This window comes from Klebsiella sp. GW_Kp182 (assembly GCF_040062275.1).
In the GTDB taxonomy this organism is placed as follows: Bacteria; Pseudomonadota; Gammaproteobacteria; order Enterobacterales; family Enterobacteriaceae; genus Klebsiella; species Klebsiella michiganensis.
Map to the genome: position 1 here is coordinate 96,715 of NZ_JBEAFQ010000013.1, position 18,354 is coordinate 115,068.

The 18,354-nt window shown below is 46.6% G+C and carries 13 protein-coding genes; 11 read left to right on the forward strand and 2 right to left on the reverse strand.

Annotated elements, in window-relative coordinates; all coding sequences use genetic code 11:
- The first annotated feature begins 256 nt into the window (after positions 1-256).
- From traF to ABLU88_RS14495, 3 genes are read left to right on the forward strand one after another with little or no spacing between them, the layout of a single operon-like run.
- A complete protein-coding gene (gene traF / locus ABLU88_RS14485; RefSeq protein WP_072046204.1) occupies positions 257-1,294 on the forward strand; it encodes a conjugal transfer protein TraF in 1,038 nt (345 codons plus the stop codon).
- Positions 1,284-2,696, forward strand: a complete 1,413-nt coding sequence (locus tag ABLU88_RS14490) for a conjugal transfer protein TraH (protein ID WP_181940886.1) — start codon at positions 1,284-1,286, stop codon at positions 2,694-2,696. Before traF ends, ABLU88_RS14490 begins: the two co-directional genes overlap by 11 nt.
- A 1-nt stretch (position 2,697) precedes the next feature.
- Positions 2,698-6,642: a conjugal transfer protein TraG N-terminal domain-containing protein gene (locus ABLU88_RS14495; protein WP_348836876.1), complete on the forward strand. Its 3,945-nt coding sequence runs from the start codon at positions 2,698-2,700 to the stop codon at positions 6,640-6,642.
- 71 nt (positions 6,643-6,713) lie between these two features.
- On the opposite strand, the gene ABLU88_RS14500 is transcribed toward ABLU88_RS14495, so the two are convergent.
- Complete coding sequence (locus ABLU88_RS14500) at positions 6,714-6,995, reverse strand: hypothetical protein (protein WP_348836878.1); 282 nt, start codon at positions 6,993-6,995, stop codon at positions 6,714-6,716.
- Between the two features lie 199 nt (positions 6,996-7,194).
- On the opposite strand from ABLU88_RS14500, the gene ABLU88_RS14505 reads away from it, so the two are divergent.
- Positions 7,195-10,755, forward strand: a complete 3,561-nt coding sequence (locus ABLU88_RS14505) for an AAA domain-containing protein (protein ID WP_348836879.1) — start codon at positions 7,195-7,197, stop codon at positions 10,753-10,755.
- 270 nt (positions 10,756-11,025) lie between these two features.
- Here the strand turns inward: ABLU88_RS14505 and ABLU88_RS14510 are convergent, their stop codons facing one another.
- Complete coding sequence (locus tag ABLU88_RS14510; RefSeq protein WP_099745258.1) at positions 11,026-11,646, reverse strand: lytic transglycosylase domain-containing protein; 621 nt, start codon at positions 11,644-11,646, stop codon at positions 11,026-11,028.
- 134 nt (positions 11,647-11,780) lie between these two features.
- Here ABLU88_RS14510 and ABLU88_RS14515 point away from each other — a divergent pair, with 134 nt between their 5' ends.
- The 7 genes from ABLU88_RS14515 (at position 11,781) to ABLU88_RS14545 (ending at position 17,266) form a co-directional block, all read left to right on the forward strand.
- Positions 11,781-12,509 carry a thioredoxin fold domain-containing protein gene (locus ABLU88_RS14515; protein WP_348836881.1) on the forward strand — a complete coding sequence of 243 codons (729 nt, stop codon included), beginning with the start codon at positions 11,781-11,783 and terminating at the stop codon, positions 12,507-12,509.
- Positions 12,510-12,525: 16 nt separating this feature from the next.
- Positions 12,526-12,837 (forward strand): hypothetical protein, encoded by a 312-nt coding sequence (locus tag ABLU88_RS14520; protein WP_348836882.1) that lies wholly within the window; start codon positions 12,526-12,528, stop codon positions 12,835-12,837.
- 13 nt (positions 12,838-12,850) lie between these two features.
- Positions 12,851-13,192: a hypothetical protein gene (locus ABLU88_RS14525; protein ID WP_348836884.1), complete on the forward strand. Its 342-nt coding sequence runs from the start codon at positions 12,851-12,853 to the stop codon at positions 13,190-13,192.
- Positions 13,193-13,253: 61 nt separating this feature from the next.
- On the forward strand, positions 13,254-14,210 hold the full coding sequence (locus ABLU88_RS14530; protein WP_154975096.1) for a DsbA family protein: 957 nt from the start codon (positions 13,254-13,256) through the stop codon (positions 14,208-14,210).
- A 59-nt stretch (positions 14,211-14,269) separates the two neighbouring features.
- Positions 14,270-14,791: a hypothetical protein gene (locus ABLU88_RS14535; RefSeq protein ID WP_348836885.1), complete on the forward strand. Its 522-nt coding sequence runs from the start codon at positions 14,270-14,272 to the stop codon at positions 14,789-14,791.
- A complete protein-coding gene (locus tag ABLU88_RS14540; RefSeq protein ID WP_348836887.1) occupies positions 14,788-15,390 on the forward strand; it encodes an HAD domain-containing protein in 603 nt (200 codons plus the stop codon). The genes ABLU88_RS14535 and ABLU88_RS14540 overlap by 4 nt, the downstream gene beginning before the upstream one ends.
- Before the next feature lie 241 nt (positions 15,391-15,631).
- Positions 15,632-17,266 carry a Na+/H+ antiporter gene (locus tag ABLU88_RS14545; protein ID WP_154975103.1) on the forward strand — a complete coding sequence of 545 codons (1,635 nt, stop codon included), beginning with the start codon at positions 15,632-15,634 and terminating at the stop codon, positions 17,264-17,266.
- The last annotated feature ends 1,088 nt before the right edge of the window (positions 17,267-18,354 follow it).

Genomic DNA, 18,354 nt, shown 5'->3' on the forward strand with positions numbered 1-18,354 from the left:
TTGTTTCACATTCTATAAATTCACAGTCATTCACATTTAACGTAAAACAGTGACGGTATTCCTGAATAGTCATGTGAAAGGTAAACACGTTCCCAGGAGCCACTATCCTGGCTTTCCCGAACAGTCAGGACCCGGAGGCATTTAGCCATTAACATCACGGAAGAAAAATTTCAGATTTCGTACAGAACATCTTCCTTATAGAAGAAAACGGATTTTTTTTTATGGGATGATAATGCTAACCATCGAGGGGTAGCATATGCAAAACACCAAAACTTTTATCCTGAAAGCCGCCATTAGTTCGTTGCTGGTGCTTTCCACTATCAGCCTGGCAGATACGCAGAATGTAGGGAACACTCCTTTTGTTTCGGGACAAGCCCTCAAAAAAGGTTTCTTCTGGTATAACGATAAAGAGCCGGTAAAAGATGAAGAAGAACAACCGCAACAGCCGCTAACGGGCTCGCCTTCTCAGGACAAACAAGAAGAACTTAAGCTGGATTCACGCTGGCTTAAAGAAAATCTGCTGAATCTTCGTTATGCGGCAATGGATAACCCGACCAACGAAAACTTATCTCGCTATTATACTGCGCAACGTTTAATGCTTGATATTGCCACCCGTTTCTCTGACAGGACGCGTGACTATTTCATTAATAACCCGATGATGTCAGAAAAGAGACGGCAGCCAACTGAAACTGTCGCGTTAAATGCGCACCGAGCAGGTCTGGAAGAAAATCAGCAAAAAGCACTGACCTCCATTTTTCAGAAAGGAGGTTTATTCTTCTTTTTCCAGAGTACCTGTGCGTACTGTCATGAGCAAAGCCAGATACTGAATTTCATGCAGAATTATTATCACGTAGACATTATGCCGGTCAGTATTGACGGCCGTCCTCTCCACAATGGTTTATTTCCCCGTTATGGCCGGGCAACTATGGATATGATTAAGCAATACGCCATCACAGAAGTTCCTACTATTTATCTCATGTCCAATGATGGTTCTCAGGCTACTCGAGTCAGTACCGGTCTGGTATCTGCTGACGAACTGAAAAATACGATCATTCTTGCAGCCAGAGGTATGAACCTTCTCGACGAAGCGTCATTCCAGAATACGCTCGATATTAAGAAACAATATGCAATTGGCGACAGAGACGTTCTGACCGTGAACAAAGATCGCTATGAACAGGACCCTTATCTCCTTCAGAACATAATGGATGAAAAACTCAGCGGGTATGACATGCCAACAACCGATCGGGTTGATACCCATATTTCAGAACGTGAAGGGGGCTTTAGTGGCTACTGATTTTTCAAAAAAAGTAACTTTCATAAAAAAGTTACTTTTATCTGCCATGTTCTTTGGCGCGTTCTCCATGCAGCAGGTCCATGCTGCCAACGTCATGGAGGGAATATTTCAGGGCATGGTGGCTTCAACAGATCCCGCTTCAGTAAGAACGGCGTCACGTGTCGGAGCTGTTGGGGGGAGTTTCTCATACCGCCAGCCTCAGGTGAATACTAACCTCGTCAATGTCAGTTTCCCGAAAGCCAGCGTCGGGTGTAACGGCATTGATATTTTCCTCGGTAGTTTCAGCATGATCAACGGTGATCAGCTTGTGCAGATTGGACGCGGTATTGCACAGGGCTCAGCGGTATATGCCTTTAATACGGCAGTATCAGCAATCTGTGCCGACTGTGCAGCGATTATTGCCAACATTCAGGACAAGCTCGCTGCGCTGAACAAATTTGCTAAAGACAGCTGCAACGCGACCTATGAGTTTTTGCAAAATGGACTGGGCACCCCTCAGGAGTTTACTGAGAAAATCGGGCTCGGTGGCGGCGCTGTTGACTCCATGGTATCAGGTATATTCCCGGATTTTGGTAGCACCATGAGTCAGCCTGCGAGTGAAGTCAACAAAAAGAACTATGCAAAAGACCCTGATGCATTTAAAGAAAAATATGCAGGAAATATTGTTTACCAGGGATTTATGAGCATTGATAACGGCAATATAAATGTAGGGGGCGTGACTGAACTAACAGGTTACAAACTGGCCGAACAAATAATGTCGCTTACTGGAACACTTATCGTCAGCTGGGATAGTAATGGGGAAAATTCTGCGATAACACCGATCCCGCCTACGATGAAAGCAGCTGATTTCATAAAGGGGACAGGAACGGGAAATGTTAAGTTAAATGTTTGTAACCCAACTCCTGATTTACGCAGTAACAGGAAAGCTCAGTGTCTTGAAATGCGTCAGGACTCTATTCAATTCAAAGGACTTTCTGAAACCATTATTGAAACATTGCTCGAAGTTCAGCGAGCTGTCAGGAATGACACAGAGTTGACGCAGGACCAACGTAAACTTATCAGCATGTTAGGTGTTAATAACATCATTCCGACTCTTCAGACCTTGTCAGCTGCTGAGGGTGTTCAATACATCAATGATATCAGCACGATCGCGGCAAAAAATTTCACGATAGAGTTGCTGAGTAGTGTACAGAATAAAATGACAAATATGACTTTGCCTTCAGAGGCGATGACATCGTTTAAGGACCAACTAGACAAAATAAACCAAACCTTCAGAAATCAGATCCGCAGCGCTTCAGAAGTACAGTCCATCCAGAATACTGAGGAAAAAACGGTCCTGGCTTATTGGGATACGGCATACGTTAAAAAACGGACCTATGGCGATAGCGGGAACGGTGGCTGATATGAGTAATTACACGATTTATACCATTGGTGATATTGATTTTGTTTATACGGCTTTTAACGGGATCGCGCTGATTTTTTCCAGCCATGGTTCAAATGAATGGCTCAGATTTGCTGCATATGCAGCAGCAATTGGCCTTTTTTATAAATCCCTGCGGTGGGTCCTTGCCCCCACAAAAAACGATGTCCCGATCTTCTCCTGGATAATGGGGTTGCTGTTCTATTCAATTGCCGTCATTAAAGCCGATGTCACTCTGGAATCGGTTAAAACGGGGGAGGTCAGGAACATAGACGATGTACCGTTATTTATCGCGTCAACCGGTGAACTGACAACCGGATTACTTCACGGGCTAATTACGGACTGGCGAGCAGCGTTTGACCCGCTTACGCCGGTGGGTCAGGTCACTGACACGCTCGATGACAGCCTGACGCTGGGGCCAATGACAAAAATGGTCAAATATATGGAGTGGGGCGGGGAATCCAGTGGGTTCTGTCAGGCTTTCCCGAATACGATGAGCGGGAGTGAAAAACCTGTCACTTTTGATGTCTGCAGAATCATCCAGTCTATTGCACGCGATTGTATTAAAACGACCCAGGACTCAGAAGTTCAGACACCACTGAGAGGGGTGGCATTGAATGAAATCTATGCCACTGATCTTGCGTCAGTAATGAACGTGATGGATTCAATGACGGCCAACAGCCTCAAGACAGCAAGCGTCCCAATGGTGACATCTACAGGTTTGCAGTATGCGTCCTGTACGGATGCCTGGGCGGCGGTTAAAGCCGCATTCGACTCTCCTCAGGGCGCGTCTATTATGCGTAATCTGGGTCAGATGAATCAGTTTGTCGCACCGCAGCAAGAGGATAGTGGCCAACAAACTGATTTTATCGGTGGTGCAGCCACCACGCTTTTTGGAAGTGCCGGTCAGGCTCACAATATCACTACTGCTGCATTTGTACTCAACCAAATAGATAAAGGTGTGCTGCAGTATCGCAAGTCGTTGGGTATAGCGGCTGACTACCAGCTTTTCGAAGCGAGCATGAAACGAACCAATGCCATGGTCAGTCAGGGGCAACTCTGGCTGAACATCTCAGGCGCTGCAATATCGTTCCTGGAAATGTTCAGCTACATGGTTGCCCCATTTGCTCTGATTGCGATCCTCTTCCTGGGAGGTGAAGGCATAACTTCAGCTGCAAAATACCTTCAACTGATAGTCTTCGTTAACATGTGGCCGATAACGGCGGTTATGGTCAACGCATACGTAAAAATGGTATTAAATCAACAATTTGATACATGGTCATCGCTGGGTGTACAGACCACGATGAACTGGGCGAATATGGGGAGTATTCAGGAGACGTACGGGAGCTACCTGTCTGTAGCTTCAGCGCTGTATTGCATGGTGCCGATGCTGACACTATTCCTGTTGACCACCAGCATCCACCCGATGATGGGAGCGTTGAAAAATGTCACGCCGGATGCTCCTGCCAATACTGGCCATGTCACCCCAGAAGTGTGGTCGGCGGGTAATGCGGGTAAACAGTCCTTTGGTGACCAGACACACACCGCAGCCACTTCAACCGGTGCCGGTATGTCATCAGGCGGGCTTCTGAATGCGGCCGTTCGTAGTTCAATGCCCTCTCTGTCACTTGGCAATAACTTGCAGGATACTGTTTCTGCAGCAGGTAGAAATGATATTGGAACTACAAGAATGTCTAGCAGAACGGCTACACAAGCTTTTAGTGAGGCATGGAACTCTGCGTTTCAGGGGCAGCATTCACAAATGGCTTCGTCCGGTACCCAGGCTAATCAGAGACTAGTTGAGGATTTAGCATCTAGCATCAGTAGTGGTGTTGGCTCGAGTGTAGGTGTTTCTTCTGAAGCCGCCAAAGGTAGTGCCTTAAGTGCAGTTCTTCAAGCAGCAGGAGAACTGGGTGGTTCATTGGGAATTGGTGGCGGCGGTGGAAAAGGAATATCTGGAGCATTGAAAGGAGGCATTGTTGGAAAAATAAATAGTGATTCATCCTTAACTGACTCAGCGAAAAAGGCTCTTACTGACAACCTTGAAAACATGATGAGAAATGGAAGTTCCTTTTCTAAGGATATCGGTCAGTTGGAATCGAATATTACACAGGATGGGTTTACAAGTTCTGATGGTTTTCAGAAGGTTGCACAACAAATGCAACAATTTACCCAGTCTATTAGTAACACCGAAACAAATGCATTCAGCAAAACTGGTGGTCAAGCATCTCAACTGGCTATGAGTAACAGTCTGAATATTGATGGCAATATGATCTCAGATACCATGAGAACACCGGCAACCGAGGATTCAGTAAGAGCTTGGGCGTCAGCTTCAGGTCTTAATGCAGATGCGATAGCTGGTCAGTGGAAGTCAACCCGCGATATGATGAACAGGAGTAACACGCTCGGTTCTGATAAAAATGGTAATGATGCCTTTGCAAAGGTATTACTTGACCAGGCGCAAGCTAAAACTCAAATGGAATCCGGGGAAACAGTCGCCAAAAACCTGTCTGATATTAAACAGACATCTGCGATGTTTAAAAATGCAGTCAGCATGATGGGGGCAAATGAACAGATACTTGCACCAGCTGCCGAAAAATTAGATCAATTTGTTGCTTTGGGAGGTGGCGGGCAGTATGCGAATTACCAAGAGCAAACTCAAATGGCCCCTGATACGTCAGCTGTGCCAACAGCAGGAGAGATTGGTGGAAATGTTGCCGGCCAGAGAGCTCAATCAACTGCGAACCTGGGTCAACACAGAGAAGCCTCAACAGTTCAGCCAGGTAATACAATTGGCGGAATTACCGCTCAAAGCCTTAACGAGAACAATGGTCGTTTACACGTTGCAAATGAAGGTGGCGCAGGTGAAAGTCGTGTTCATTCTCAGGCAGACAGAGATACTTTAAACCAGGTTAAAAATAATCTTCCAATGGGGTCCACAAATGACACAATTGAGAGAGGAAAACAGGCTGGTTCAGTTGGAGAAGCAACTACAGGAAGAGTCCAACCTCTTCTTCTTGGTGACGCACCTTCTAACGATTTCAACGCTTCAACACAGCAAACAATGAGGAACTTGCAATCAAGTGAAGCACCTAAAAGCTTTGATAGCTTTAGTAGTACCGGTGACAAAACACAGGATGCTAAAGCAGCATTAACTCAGGCAACATTGCATAGTGAAAACGCACGTAACCAAATCGGGCAAGAGCGTGAGGCAAGCTTGGCAGAAAGCAAAGCATACCTCGATAAGTATAATGAAATCACCGGTGCAGCAATGTCCGAATCAGGAGTTGAACGGATTGGAAGACAAGCGTCGGATGGGAAAAATAATGGTTTCAGTGGCGGGCTCAATGATGTCGTAAATGCAGAAGTCACTGGAAGCGGTACGACAGGAAAGGCAGCAAGAGGTAGTGCAGATGCAGCATTGGGCCAAGAACTGAGAGAAAATAATGGAGCCAGTTCACATCCAATGGATAAGGCATCAGCAGCGTGGCAAGCTACAGGAGACTCTGTGCCCGGGCATGAGATCGCGTCTGACATTGTACAACGTGTTGCTGGTGCTATCCCTGGTGGTGATGCTATCGCACCGAAAATAGGCTCTCAGGATAATGTGCCGGACGCAATGGGTATAAGTAGTGGTAGAGCGCCAGGCTCTCTCATCGGAAACATCAGCAATAATATCCAGTTAGGGCAAGCATTAAATAATGCAGGTAACTATTCCGGTATGAACGATGAAAAATTTACTCGGATGGCGGACCGAAACGAGATGTTAACTAGGCAGGTTCAACATGCTCTTTCAAATGATTCTCGTTATGGGCCTGATGTAGCTGCCGAGTATCCCAAATTTATTGCGAGTCTGCCAAAGGATATTGGAGTAAACGAGGGAACAGCGAAGACTAAAGAATTCCTTGATAAGCATAGGAAAAATTAAAAGTTAGATAAGTTAATGGCCTGAAAAAATCAGGCCATTAACTTAAAAGTGTATATTTTCTGAATAACGTATTAATACCGTTCAAAATCATATTCTCGGTCAAAATCGTAGTTTTTGCCTAGATTTTCATGAAGAGCCTCAACCCTTCCTTCATTTTGATGAGACGGTCTCTGTAATGAAGCATGAATTCCAGATACACCGGACGAATTCTCAAAACCTTTAGCCTGTTTTGCGGCAGCACAAGATTGTTTTCGGTTTTTAAGAACTTTCTTTAAGCCTAGCAAAACGATAGAGATGGTAAATAGGCCATAAAAACAATAATTTACATAATCCCAATACAGGAAATTAGCCATTGTGTACCTCATATTTATAGTTGTTGAACACATTAAAGCCTATCATCCTTGTGTAGCCCACAGCCCTTTCTCATTTGATTAGATTATAAACTATTTAACCTCACCTCCAACCCCCTATTTTCATCACACCCGAATGGAACCTCAACTCTAATGGGGGCTTTACAGGCCATAGTCCATAGTGTATCCGTGGGATACACAGTTGTTATCGCTGACCGGTTATGAAAAACAGTCATTGTTTATGCGCTGCACAGGTCCGGAAAGTTACTTTTTCCTCGGCCATCGACACAGCACCCCGGCAATTCTGCCCGGTAAATTCAGGGAGCTGACGTTTTCTTCTCCCGGCCGGATAAGCAGACCGTCTTCGTCGTGTGTTACCGGGAGTCACGACGTCAGGAACAGACAGACCAGTGAGGTTTATGTGAATGAATCAGCAATAAAAACCGAAAATGTGTTCCTCTTCTGGAGAGCCATTGAAGCATTAACCCCTCAGGATATTGATAAGGAAAATGCCCGGGATAAACTCAACCCGGTTTACAAAGTAGGCGCAGGAACCATGCTTCCCTGGGATGACCCGGATCATACCCGTAAGGATGTTGCTCCTGGCAAAGTGTGGCGCTACTCCGCTCAGGCGGGGGTTTATCATCTAAGTGTGATTACCAAAATGCTGGAGGATAAAATCGGTGCCCATGAAGCGGTACCTGAAGAACGCAAATCAGGGAAATGCAGGCTTTTTGATATTGGTTTCAATGAAGAAGGCATCCCCCAGCCAGCCACATTCATGTTATCCCTGTCTGCATGGTCGGCGGCTCAGATACTCAGGCATGATCGCGGCGTTTATGCTCTTCATGCTCCCCTTTGCTCCGATGTGTCAGACCTGCCCGCACCAAACGACAGCCTCCCGCTGGTGGATAGCGGTTTTTACGATTTTGATAATCTGACCCTTCATCTCATGCAGTGGGTGGACATTGAGGCTTATCGATTACAGGAGGAGGGACAGAAGGCCGATACAGGATGGTTGAAGACGCTTGAGAAACTGGTCATCGCAAAACTGTATTTTCCGGAAGAAGCCATGGATACGTCAATCGTCAGTGTGGTTAAGTGTTCCCTGACCAGGAAGGCAAAAGTCATCCAGGAAGACAGTGCAAAGAAAGACAGTAAAAAGAAAGAAGCGGTGCCCGATGACCTCATTAACAGTTTTTTCATTCAGGAACTGCGAAAGCTCGACGCGGAGTGGAGGCAAGGAGGGGGGGGGGCCGGTTTTAAAGACTTTATCATGGCGATAACCCGGGATAACCAACAGCGCCTCGATATACGCACTGAAGAAGGCCTGGATTTCGCCTTTGAAAAACTGTTGCCCACACAGCCACCAGTTGGCTCCTGGCCTTCAAAGTACCCGCTGGCATTCAGCCAGCAGCTGGCCGTCAATGAAACCTGGACCAGAAATCACACTGAACCGGGTATTTTTGCTGTTAATGGTCCTCCGGGAACGGGGAAGACAACACTCCTGCGTGATGTGGTGGCCGCAGTCGTCACCGATCGGGCGAGTAAACTGGTTAAACTCGGAGACTCTGCATTTAGAGCCAAAGACAGCCACAAATACGATGACAGGCTGATACCCTATTATTCGCTTCACCCGTCCCTGGCGGGGAGTGCCATCGTGATTGCATCGTCCAATAACGGAGCCGTTGAGAATATCTCACTTGAGCTCCCCGGGATGGAAGCGGTACCGGAGAATGTGTCAGATCGCAGCGATTACTTTGCCGGGCTGGCTACCGTAATACTTAACAGGCCAGCCTGGGGGCTTCTGGCGGCAAGACTGGGCAATAAAAGTAACAGAGAGCAGTTCGTTAACACACTGTGGTGGGGAAATCTGCAGAAGAGTGAAAAAGGCGATGAAGCACCTCCTGAGAAGTTTTCACCCGAACGTGGAGAGGGGCTGAAATACCATCTGAATTTACTGCGACCGCCCCGGAAAGTCAGAGAGCCTACACTGACCTGGACTGAGGCTGTCTCACGTTTTGAACAGGCACAGGCGGTGGAGGAAGCCGAGCGTCAGCAACTGGTCGTCAGTTCAGGGCTAACGCATAAAATTGAGTGGCTCGAAGAACAACGAAGAGTGTGGGAAGAAAGGAAGCAAACCGCAACGCTTCAGATTGAGGAATGTCGGAACGCGCTACAGACGCTCTCTGACAGACTCGCCGCGATGGAAATGACCCTGACCCTGTCCAGTGGAGAACGGGACGAACTCGATCAGCGCATCCACCACCATGAAAAAAATAAACCCGGCCTTCTGGCTAATCTCTTTTCGCTGGGGAAGATATCGAAGACATGGTGGGATCGTTATCAACGGCTGACAGACGAATCAGATGCTTTGCGGGCGACGTTGACTCAGCAACGGAAGGAACTGCAGCAGGCGCAATCAGAAAAAAATAATGCGGACAATGATCTCAGGAGCCTGGAGCGTGAGCTCACTCAGGTGATCAGCAACGGTCAGGCGGTCTGTAAAGAGCAGGAACAGAATAATACATTGCTGAAGCAGGCTATATCCGATCTAGGAGCCTACTGGCCGGAGCGGGATGCAACAGAACAACAAAGGGAGTTGTCAGCACCATGGCTTCATGAGCGCTGGAGAAAGGCGAGGGAAGACGTGTTTATCGCAGCATTAGACGTTCACCGGGCATTTATTGAAAATAACCCCGTAAAAATGGCCGCCAATATAGGGCTTGCAATGGACTGGTTAAAAGGGCGAAAACTGACCGAAAAACAGGCGGCTCTGGCCCTCGACTCCTTATCTCTGGTCGTCCCGGTTATATCAAGCACCTTTGCATCCATGCCCCGGATGTTCAGGGATGCAGGTCAGGAAGCGATAGGCTGGTTGCTGATTGATGAAGCAGGACAGGCACAACCTCAGCATGCGATTGGGGCTATCTGGAGAGCAAAACGAACGGTTCTGGTAGGTGACCCAAAACAACTGGAACCGGTCAGCAGTATTCCGTCCACTGTAGAGGGGGCGCTGGCAAAACACTATAAGATCCCTTCCTGCTGGTGGCCCGGAAAAGTCTCAGCACAGATACTGGCAGATCAGACGATGGATGTTGGCACCTATCTGCCCGACCCGGAGTCTGAACAGATTTGGGTGGGCTGTCCATTACGGGTTCACCGGCGCTGTGATGAACCAATGTTCAGTATCAGTAACCATATTGCCTATGACGGGCTCATGGTCCACGGGAAAAAGCCGGGCCTGGCGGATTTTCCTGAAAGCGGATGGCTGGATGTGAAAGGGAGAACATGCGAAGGAAACTGGGTAGCGGAGGAAGGGGTGGCGGTGGAAAAGTTACTTTTGGCGTTGCGTCACCAGCATTCACTCACACCTGACGACGTGTTTCTGATCTCGCCATTCCGGGATTGCGCTAAGCAGCTTAGTCGGATCGCAAAGAGACTGGGATTCAGGATGGACAGAACGGGCACTGTACATAAAACACAGGGTAAGGAAGCTGCAGTGGTTATCCTCGTGCTGGGAGGCAACATAAAAAGCCAGGGGGCGAAAGCCTGGGCGGCGGAAAAACCCAATCTTCTGAACGTCGCTGTAAGCAGGGCGAAACAACGCATTTACGTCATCGGCGAGCGTGCATTATGGGAGAAGCAACCTTACTTTTCCACGCTGTCCCGGGCACTGGGAAGGCTGGAGGAGCCGGTGAGCAACAGCAACCCGCGCTCGATGTCATATATGGAAGAGTACTTAACAACTGAATGGCGTTGAAAAGCGCCTGATCTGCCAGTTATCTTACGCGGTATAAGGTTCACCACAAGGTGGACCTTACTTATTTATCAAACATGCTCCCGAAGCCTGACAGGCAAAGCGGGACGCTTCAAAAGTCACTTTTCTTTGACCGCGGCATTTTGATCATTATGCATGCACAGTCCGTGGCTACGTTAAATACTTCCTGAAGAAGACTCGAAAACTAACAGGAGTAATTGAATAAAACGCACCTCGTAGATACAGAAACTACCAGTACCGGAGTGGTTAAAGTCACTTTTGCTTATCGTATTGCCCGGACTGCTGATGAAGGTTGTTAGCGAGCTTACCCGTTATCTCTGGAGGATTCGGCTTTACGCGATCAAGACCGGTCCATGCATTGAGCTGCGTCATTTTGCCGTTACGCTGCAGACGTCGGTTATATCGTTCCATAAATTTGAAAATATAATTAGCTCTGACGCGAGGCGTTTTACTGTTGTAGTCCGCAATACCTTCAAACACGTTACCCTTACGGTCTATAATTTTCCGGTGTAGCCACCATGTCCCTACCCAGAAAGAAGCACATGCATCGTAAGCGAGCTCACGCCAGGTGATTGCAGGGAAGTGAGATTTCACCTCAGCCAGATTTGATGAGTTAATCTGCATTGGGCCAATATCCCATGTTCCATTGGTGTTAAGGACGAAAGAACCAATCTTACCTCCTTCATTATCAAAAAGAGTAAAGACAAGGTCACGGTCAATCCCGAAGAATCGCGCGGCGTCAGTTAAACATTCGTTTTTTACCGTCTCGGGTACATTTTGGGGCATTGGTCGATCCGGGGGGGGATTGAATGCTGCATTTGCGTTGACTGTTAAAGTTGCGAACAGCGCCGCTCCAAAAAATAATCTAGTCATTAACCCGCTCCTCAAAAGTAACTTTTACAGGTTACACGACAACAAAAAAATTTTTTTTCCATACCGGTGGGAAAATGCGTCCTGGTCGGAAAAATATTTTGTTTCGTTTGATACAGTAATTTAGGAGGTAGGACATGATTAAACCCATTGCAGTTGCTCTGTTATTGTTAACCACATCGGCCTATGCTGATGTTGATTTACCTGCGGAATTAAAGGAAAAAATTGAAGCCGTTGGTATCAATCCTGTCTCTGCAGAGAAATCTCCGGTTAACGGTATTTACTCGGTCTTCTCAAAAGAGGGGACCAGTTACGTAACGTCTGACGGTGAATACATCTTCACAGGAAATTTATTCAAGGTGAAAGGTAAAGAAGTGGAAAACACCACGGACGAGTTTATCAGCAAAGGGATGCGATCCTATATTGAGAAGCTGGATACCATCACCTACAAAGCACCGGAAGAGAAATATATCATCGGAGTCTTTACTGATATCACCTGTGGCTTTTGCCAGAAACTACATAGCGATCTGCAATCCTATCTGGATAAAGGCATCACAATTAAATTCATCGCATACCCTCGTGCCGGGATGAACTCCATGATTGCCCGAAATATGGCATCGGTGTGGTGTGCAGATGACAAGCCTGCAGCTTTGACCAGAGCAATGAAAGGGAATGGCTTACCTGATAAGCAACCGACAAAGGCCTGCATGGACTCTATTCAGAACCAGTTTAATGCAGGGAACATGTTCAAACTCTCAGGCACACCTAGCGGTTTAAGCCTGAAGGGTGAGCCGATGGTATTTGCGGGGTTACGTGACCCTGACCAGATGCTGAACAGCCTGAATACGGCCAATCAGAAAAAATAACTCTCCGGGAGAAACAATGAAGAAATTAATGGCAGTGGCTGCGATAGTGGTTGTTTCGTTTGCCGCTCAATCCAATGTTTGCGGGCCCGTTGCGTGCAAAGTTACTTTCGTCGATGTCGACGGAACGCAAAAGCCGATCATGCTTCTCGATGACAAAGTTTCAACGCGGAAGAGCTCAATGAACCGTGTATTTGATGATGTGTACTCGCACGGCCGGAAGGTCCAGACTGACCTGAAATCAACCACTCCAGCTGCCGGGCATCCTGATAAATCATCACCCGTGCAATTGAGCAGGGAATTAAGTCCTGTGGTCATCTACAGCGCATAAAACGGAGTCTCTCATGGGATTAATCAGAACAGTGGTTTATGTGGGTATCATTGGTGGCATTTTTGCCTATACACAAACAAAAGATAGCCTTGAAAATATTTCGTTTCCGGATGCGGAGTTTCCTTCTTCAATCACCAGGAATAACTTTATGCAATCATCATGGTTGAACGAGCATTACGCTTCACTGAAGAATGGCGGAATTGCTGACGGTATATCCGGTGTTCTGGATGATGCTCAGGATATCAGGGGGGCTGTCAATAATGTTGTCATGACTGCCGGTAATGTCGATATCCAGAAGGCTATTCAGGATGCAGTGGATGAACTAGACAGCAATAGCCGTAAATCCAGTAAATAAATTGTCTGTCGGATGCATCAGGTGCATCGCGTAAATATTAAATAACGCCCAGAGATAAATCATGGAAAATAAACAAAGCTCTAAAAAACGTACTTTGATTAATATTGCCCTAGTGGTTGGTGGCTTTGTAGCCGGTTCGGTGATCTGGGGACCTGGCAGTAACCTGATGAAATCGAATGATCGTACTAATGAGTCAGTCAACAAACAACTCATCGAACAGGTTAATAGTCTCAATACTTTAAAACTTACAGAGCATCAGGCGAATCAGCCAGCCGGTTTAGTCCTGACAGAACAGGACAAAGAGCTGATTGGAAAGACAGCGGCTCAATATTTGATCGACCATCCTGAAAACCTGGTAGAAGCAGGTAAACGCCTGGAGTCTAACCGCGATGGTGAGAAAATGTCTAATGTAGTGAATACTAAAGACGTTCTCCTGGAATCGACCTACACGCCAAACTACGGTCCTGAGAGTGCGGATGTAGCCGTGATCGAATTCTTCGATTACATGTGCCATTTCTGCCAGCAATCCAGCCCGGTTCTTGAGAAAGCCATTAGCGCGAACAAAAATGTGCGCACGTTCTTTAAAGATTTCACTATCTTCGCAGACCGTACTCCGATATCAGGTATGGGCGCGAAAATTGGTCTTTATATTTACAGGACATACGGTCAGGATAAATATTATGAGTTTCATAATAAATTAATGAACGAGACCGGAATAGCTCTTAAGGCCAGAAAGGATTACTCACCGCAAAATCTGGCAACGCTGGTTCATGGGCTGGGGTATAAAGATATTCTTGACGAACACGGAAACTTCCTTCTGGGTGCAGATTTACGTGACCAGCTCCAGAATGTGCTTGATGCGAATATGATGCTGGCTGATAAGCTCAATTATAGTGGTACTCCGGTATTCATAGTCATGAACATTAAGAATCCGCAAAACAAAACGACCACAGTAATGCCTGGTGCTCCCGAACTTTACAGGCTTCAAAAAGCCATAGACCTTGCAGCCGGTAATTAAATTGTAAGGGTTCTGTTTTTGTTATTTTATACATGGCAATAATTTACAGGGTGGTTTTTATGTTCGAACAAAATAATATTTTCTACAGCATGATGCTTTTGATTATTTTTTTATCGTACATGCTTTATAAAAGCATTAAGTCAAAAAATAGATTACATTACCGGTATGACGAAGTCTATAAGGCTTTTCATCTGGCGGACTCTGAGTACAACGGCGGCATGAAAGACGCTTACAGAAACTTATCTTTAAGCAATGCGCATTTGAAGTTTTTGGCAGATTACTTCAACCGGGAGACGGTTAAGTTTGATGACAGAAGCATAATCTGTGAAAGAGAAGATGATGTTCAGTATGTTTTTTCACTTATGTCAGAAAGCCATTTTTGGTTGAACAAAGCCATGAAAGACATAGATAGAGTAGTTAATAATACAGATGTAATCAAAGATATTAAATTATCAGTGCCGCCGTTTTCTTCATTGGGTGGGCTGAAATTAATAGCGAATGAATTTAATCTTGAAAGTAAAGAGTTTGAAGGGTTTTCCACTCTTAAAGTCAAGTATGAAGAGCAGAAGGGGGAGAGATGACAGGGGCTTTGTTTTCACTTTCTGCTGGTGGGGTGGCGTTTGCCGCCTTTGTGATTATTCTCATTCTCAGTGCTATGCTATACGACAGTTTAACTAGAAGTCGTGTTAAAAATACACAATCATATGAATTTACAGCTTCGCCTGAAGTAGCAACTGCCACTAATCCAGACGGAGCTGTTCTGCTCTATCTTGATTTTGACGGCGTCCTGCATCGAAGGATGAATGAGTCCTTTGAAAGAATGCCCCTGCTTGAAGAAATTTTAACTCAATGTCCAGAAATCCTCATCGTGGTCTCCAGCAGCTGGAGGGAAACGATGTCTTTAGAGGGGCTAAAGCATCTTTTCCCAGTATCATACCGGAACAGAATCATTGGCGTTACACCTTCACTTCAGGATGTACCGGATATTGAATATATCCGGTACAGGGAATGTCTTTCAAATTCCCAACATCTGGGTATCAGTAATTTTATTATTATTGATGATGAGTCGCACCGTTTTCCACCTGGGTGTGAAAATCTGGTGTCAACAAAATACAGAGAGGGGATGACTGACGAAACAGTATCCGCAGTCATCATGAAGTATCGTCAGTATTTCGCCTGAAGGCATGCGTTTCATATTCTGAATGCGATGAAATAAACGCCGATTATGAAACGCATAAAGTTACACCAGGGGTAAGGAGCTGGCATCAACGGATTACCGGGAAGGTTTAACAGAAAAAACAGCAACACATATTGTCCAGCGATCCCCGTCCCCCCTAGAATAAACACTCTATTAGAGTCACCTGCTGATAAGGATGAACATACATGCCTGAAGAGTCTGCCATGAGAAGAGGAGGGGCAATATGTCGCTGATTACCATTGTCCTTGTATTCATGATAGCGATAGTTGTTACTGTGTTTATATCTCATTTGTTGCCCGTAAAAATTCCATTACCTTTGATCCAGATAGCTGCGGGGGCTGGTCTCGCTGCCGGAGGCTTCCAGGTTGATTTCGATCCGCATATCTTCCTTCTATTGTTCATTCCCCCTCTGTTGTTTCTGGATGGCTGGCGAATACCAAAGGATGCGTTTTTCAGTGATCTGAAACCCATCCTGTCCCTGGCGATTGGACTCGTTCTGGTCACCATTATTGGCATTGGCTGGTTTATTCACTGGCTTATCCCGGCGGTTACGGTGGCCGCCGGATTTGCGCTCGCTGCGATTCTGTCACCCACTGACCCTGTGGCCGTCTCTGCCATGACTGCAAACTCTCCGCTGCCCTCACGAATGGCGCATATCCTCGAAGGCGAATCCCTTCTAAACGATGCATCCGGCCTTGTGGCATTTAATTTTGCGATTGCTGCAGTGCTCACCGGTACCTTCTCCCCGGGAGAGGCGGTGACCAAATTCTTCCTGATGGCCTTCGGTGGCATTCTGAGCGGTCTTGTGGTCGTCTGGGTAACCGGTAAGTGCAATAATTTTCTGGTGAAACGGACACGCGAAGAACCGGCCATTCAGATACTGATTAGCCTTCTTATCCCGTTTGCGGCGTATATTCTCGCTGAGGCATTCCATGTCTCGGGGATCCTGGCTGCCGTAGCCGCAGGCATCGCTATGCACTATGAGCAGCTGTCGGGGCCTCGTTTACCGGCCACACGCATGAAAAGCAGTGCCGTGTGGAATATGCTTCAGACCACGCTAAACGGGATGATTTTCCTGATGCTGGGCGAGCAGTTGCCACGTATGTTACTGACTCTGCCAGATGTGGCACAACAGGCAGGTGCTTCCTCCCCGTGGTACTTACTGCTATATGCTGTGGTTATCACACTAGCCCTTGGCGTGATGCGTTTCATCTGGGTATGGCTGTCCATAACCCTGACGGTATTTCGTCAGAAACGACGGGGTAAGGTCACGACTGCGCGCCCCCGGTTCACTGCGATGGCCGTGATGGCTCTCGCGGGTGTGAAGGGTTCAGTCACTCTGGCGGGGATACTGACGCTTCCGGCCGTACTGGATGACGGGTCACCGTTCCCGGGCAGAGAGTTGCTTATCTTTCTCTCAATGGCGGTGATCCTGTTATCACTTATTGTGGCAGCTGTAGGACTTCCCTTCATGACACGCTATCTCGGAGAGGATTTGCCTCATGACGCCGGTAGCGGCAATATCGGTGCAGCATTGACTGAAGCGGCCATCAACCGACTGAGCGATTTGCTTAGCCAGCCTGTCGATGATCCCGATGAGCAGGCATTACGAGCTGATGCCGGAAATATGCTCCTTGAGACATACCAGCGGCGGCTTCACTACAACTACAGCGATGAACAAACCGACGTCGGACTGGAGTTGATGAAACGCACCAGGCTTGAGAAGTTTATGCAACGTGAGGCTATTATCGCGCAACGTAATGAGCTTTTCCGTATGCGAAAGGCCCGTACCATCAGCGATACCGCCTTCCATCAGACGCTCAGGGCGATCGACCTCAAAGAAGAGAGTCTTCATTAACAGGTGTCCGTATCAGTCCTCTCTGTTCAGCGATGAGTGGGGAGGCTGAAGGCTTTGTTAATTCAACACTCATTATCAGTTATTGTGCCTAGGGAATTATGCATGTCTGAAAATATTGTTTTATACCACTGTAACCATTGTTCGGGATCCGGGACATGCAGCAATGGAGCCAACGGGAATTCATGTGTGGTATGCGTAAAAAGAAGGCAAGGTATGGGAGAGATACCACGTTACTGGGGCTTCCAGCGAAAAAGGTATCTTGAATCATTCACCGGGCTGGCATGCTGTTGTTGTGGGGGGATCGGTAAGGCTGAAATCATGACCGCAAGAATAAATGGACGAATAACTTCGGTATTAGGGATCATAATGCCATTCTTTCTAATACTCCTAACATTTTTGTCATCGGCCTCTGGAAATACAAGGCTGTTTGATGTTTTTTCAACACTGGCTTGTTCCGTCACCGGCACAGTTATTGGATATTACTTCTCATCGAGTAAAAACAGTTCGTAATGGTGTTAATGGGTCGGGTGGTTTAGAGACTGGGAGGTACGGAGAAAAGTTACTTTCAATGCTTGTTTCCGAGTGAAGAAGTATGGGGGATTAAAGCGCTTTCCTGCGCCGGGGCTTCAGTCCGGGTTCTGACAGTTGCAGGACAATGGCCTAGTTTCGCAGGCCGGTTAGTCACTCGAATGCCCCGTAAGATAAAAATTTTTAAGCGAGTGAAGCAGGAGAATGTTTTATCCCGGGGCTGAGACAGTTTGTTAGCCCGCCTTGCTGATAAGTACAAATATTTAATTTCACAGAAGAGTTTTCCTGATACGAACTTCCTGGATGAAAAGGGTAATGGAAGCCACTATGATAATGGAAAAAAATACGATTTTAGGAATATCATAATTGAACACGGTGGTGAACTTATCATTGTTATATAGATGGTTGTTCCTGTAAGAGAACGTTTCGTAGATATTACCCCAAATTTCGAGGGCAGATCCGACAGATAAAACAATAAATAAAAATGAGCAGTTAACTCTTATGCTTTTTCGTTTCCTTCTTCTGTTGAAAAATAAGGCAGTAATAATTACCGGTAGAGC

Excerpts from the sequence above, each read along its gene's own strand:
- traF (WP_072046204.1), top strand. The coding sequence starts at position 257 with ATGCAAAACACCAAAACTTTTATCCTGAAAGCCGCCATTAGTTCGTTG.
- ABLU88_RS14495 (WP_348836876.1), top strand. The coding sequence starts at position 2,698 with ATGAGTAATTACACGATTTATACCATTGGTGATATTGATTTTGTTTAT.
- ABLU88_RS14500 (WP_348836878.1), bottom strand. The coding sequence starts at position 6,995 with ATGGCTAATTTCCTGTATTGGGATTATGTAAATTATTGTTTTTATGGC.
- ABLU88_RS14510 (WP_099745258.1), bottom strand. The coding sequence starts at position 11,646 with ATGACTAGATTATTTTTTGGAGCGGCGCTGTTCGCAACTTTAACAGTC.
- ABLU88_RS14515 (WP_348836881.1), top strand. The coding sequence starts at position 11,781 with ATGATTAAACCCATTGCAGTTGCTCTGTTATTGTTAACCACATCGGCC.
- ABLU88_RS14520 (WP_348836882.1), top strand. The coding sequence starts at position 12,526 with ATGAAGAAATTAATGGCAGTGGCTGCGATAGTGGTTGTTTCGTTTGCC.
- ABLU88_RS14525 (WP_348836884.1), top strand. The coding sequence starts at position 12,851 with ATGGGATTAATCAGAACAGTGGTTTATGTGGGTATCATTGGTGGCATT.
- ABLU88_RS14530 (WP_154975096.1), top strand. The coding sequence starts at position 13,254 with ATGGAAAATAAACAAAGCTCTAAAAAACGTACTTTGATTAATATTGCC.
- ABLU88_RS14535 (WP_348836885.1), top strand. The coding sequence starts at position 14,270 with ATGTTCGAACAAAATAATATTTTCTACAGCATGATGCTTTTGATTATT.
- ABLU88_RS14540 (WP_348836887.1), top strand. The coding sequence starts at position 14,788 with ATGACAGGGGCTTTGTTTTCACTTTCTGCTGGTGGGGTGGCGTTTGCC.
- ABLU88_RS14545 (WP_154975103.1), top strand. The coding sequence starts at position 15,632 with ATGTCGCTGATTACCATTGTCCTTGTATTCATGATAGCGATAGTTGTT.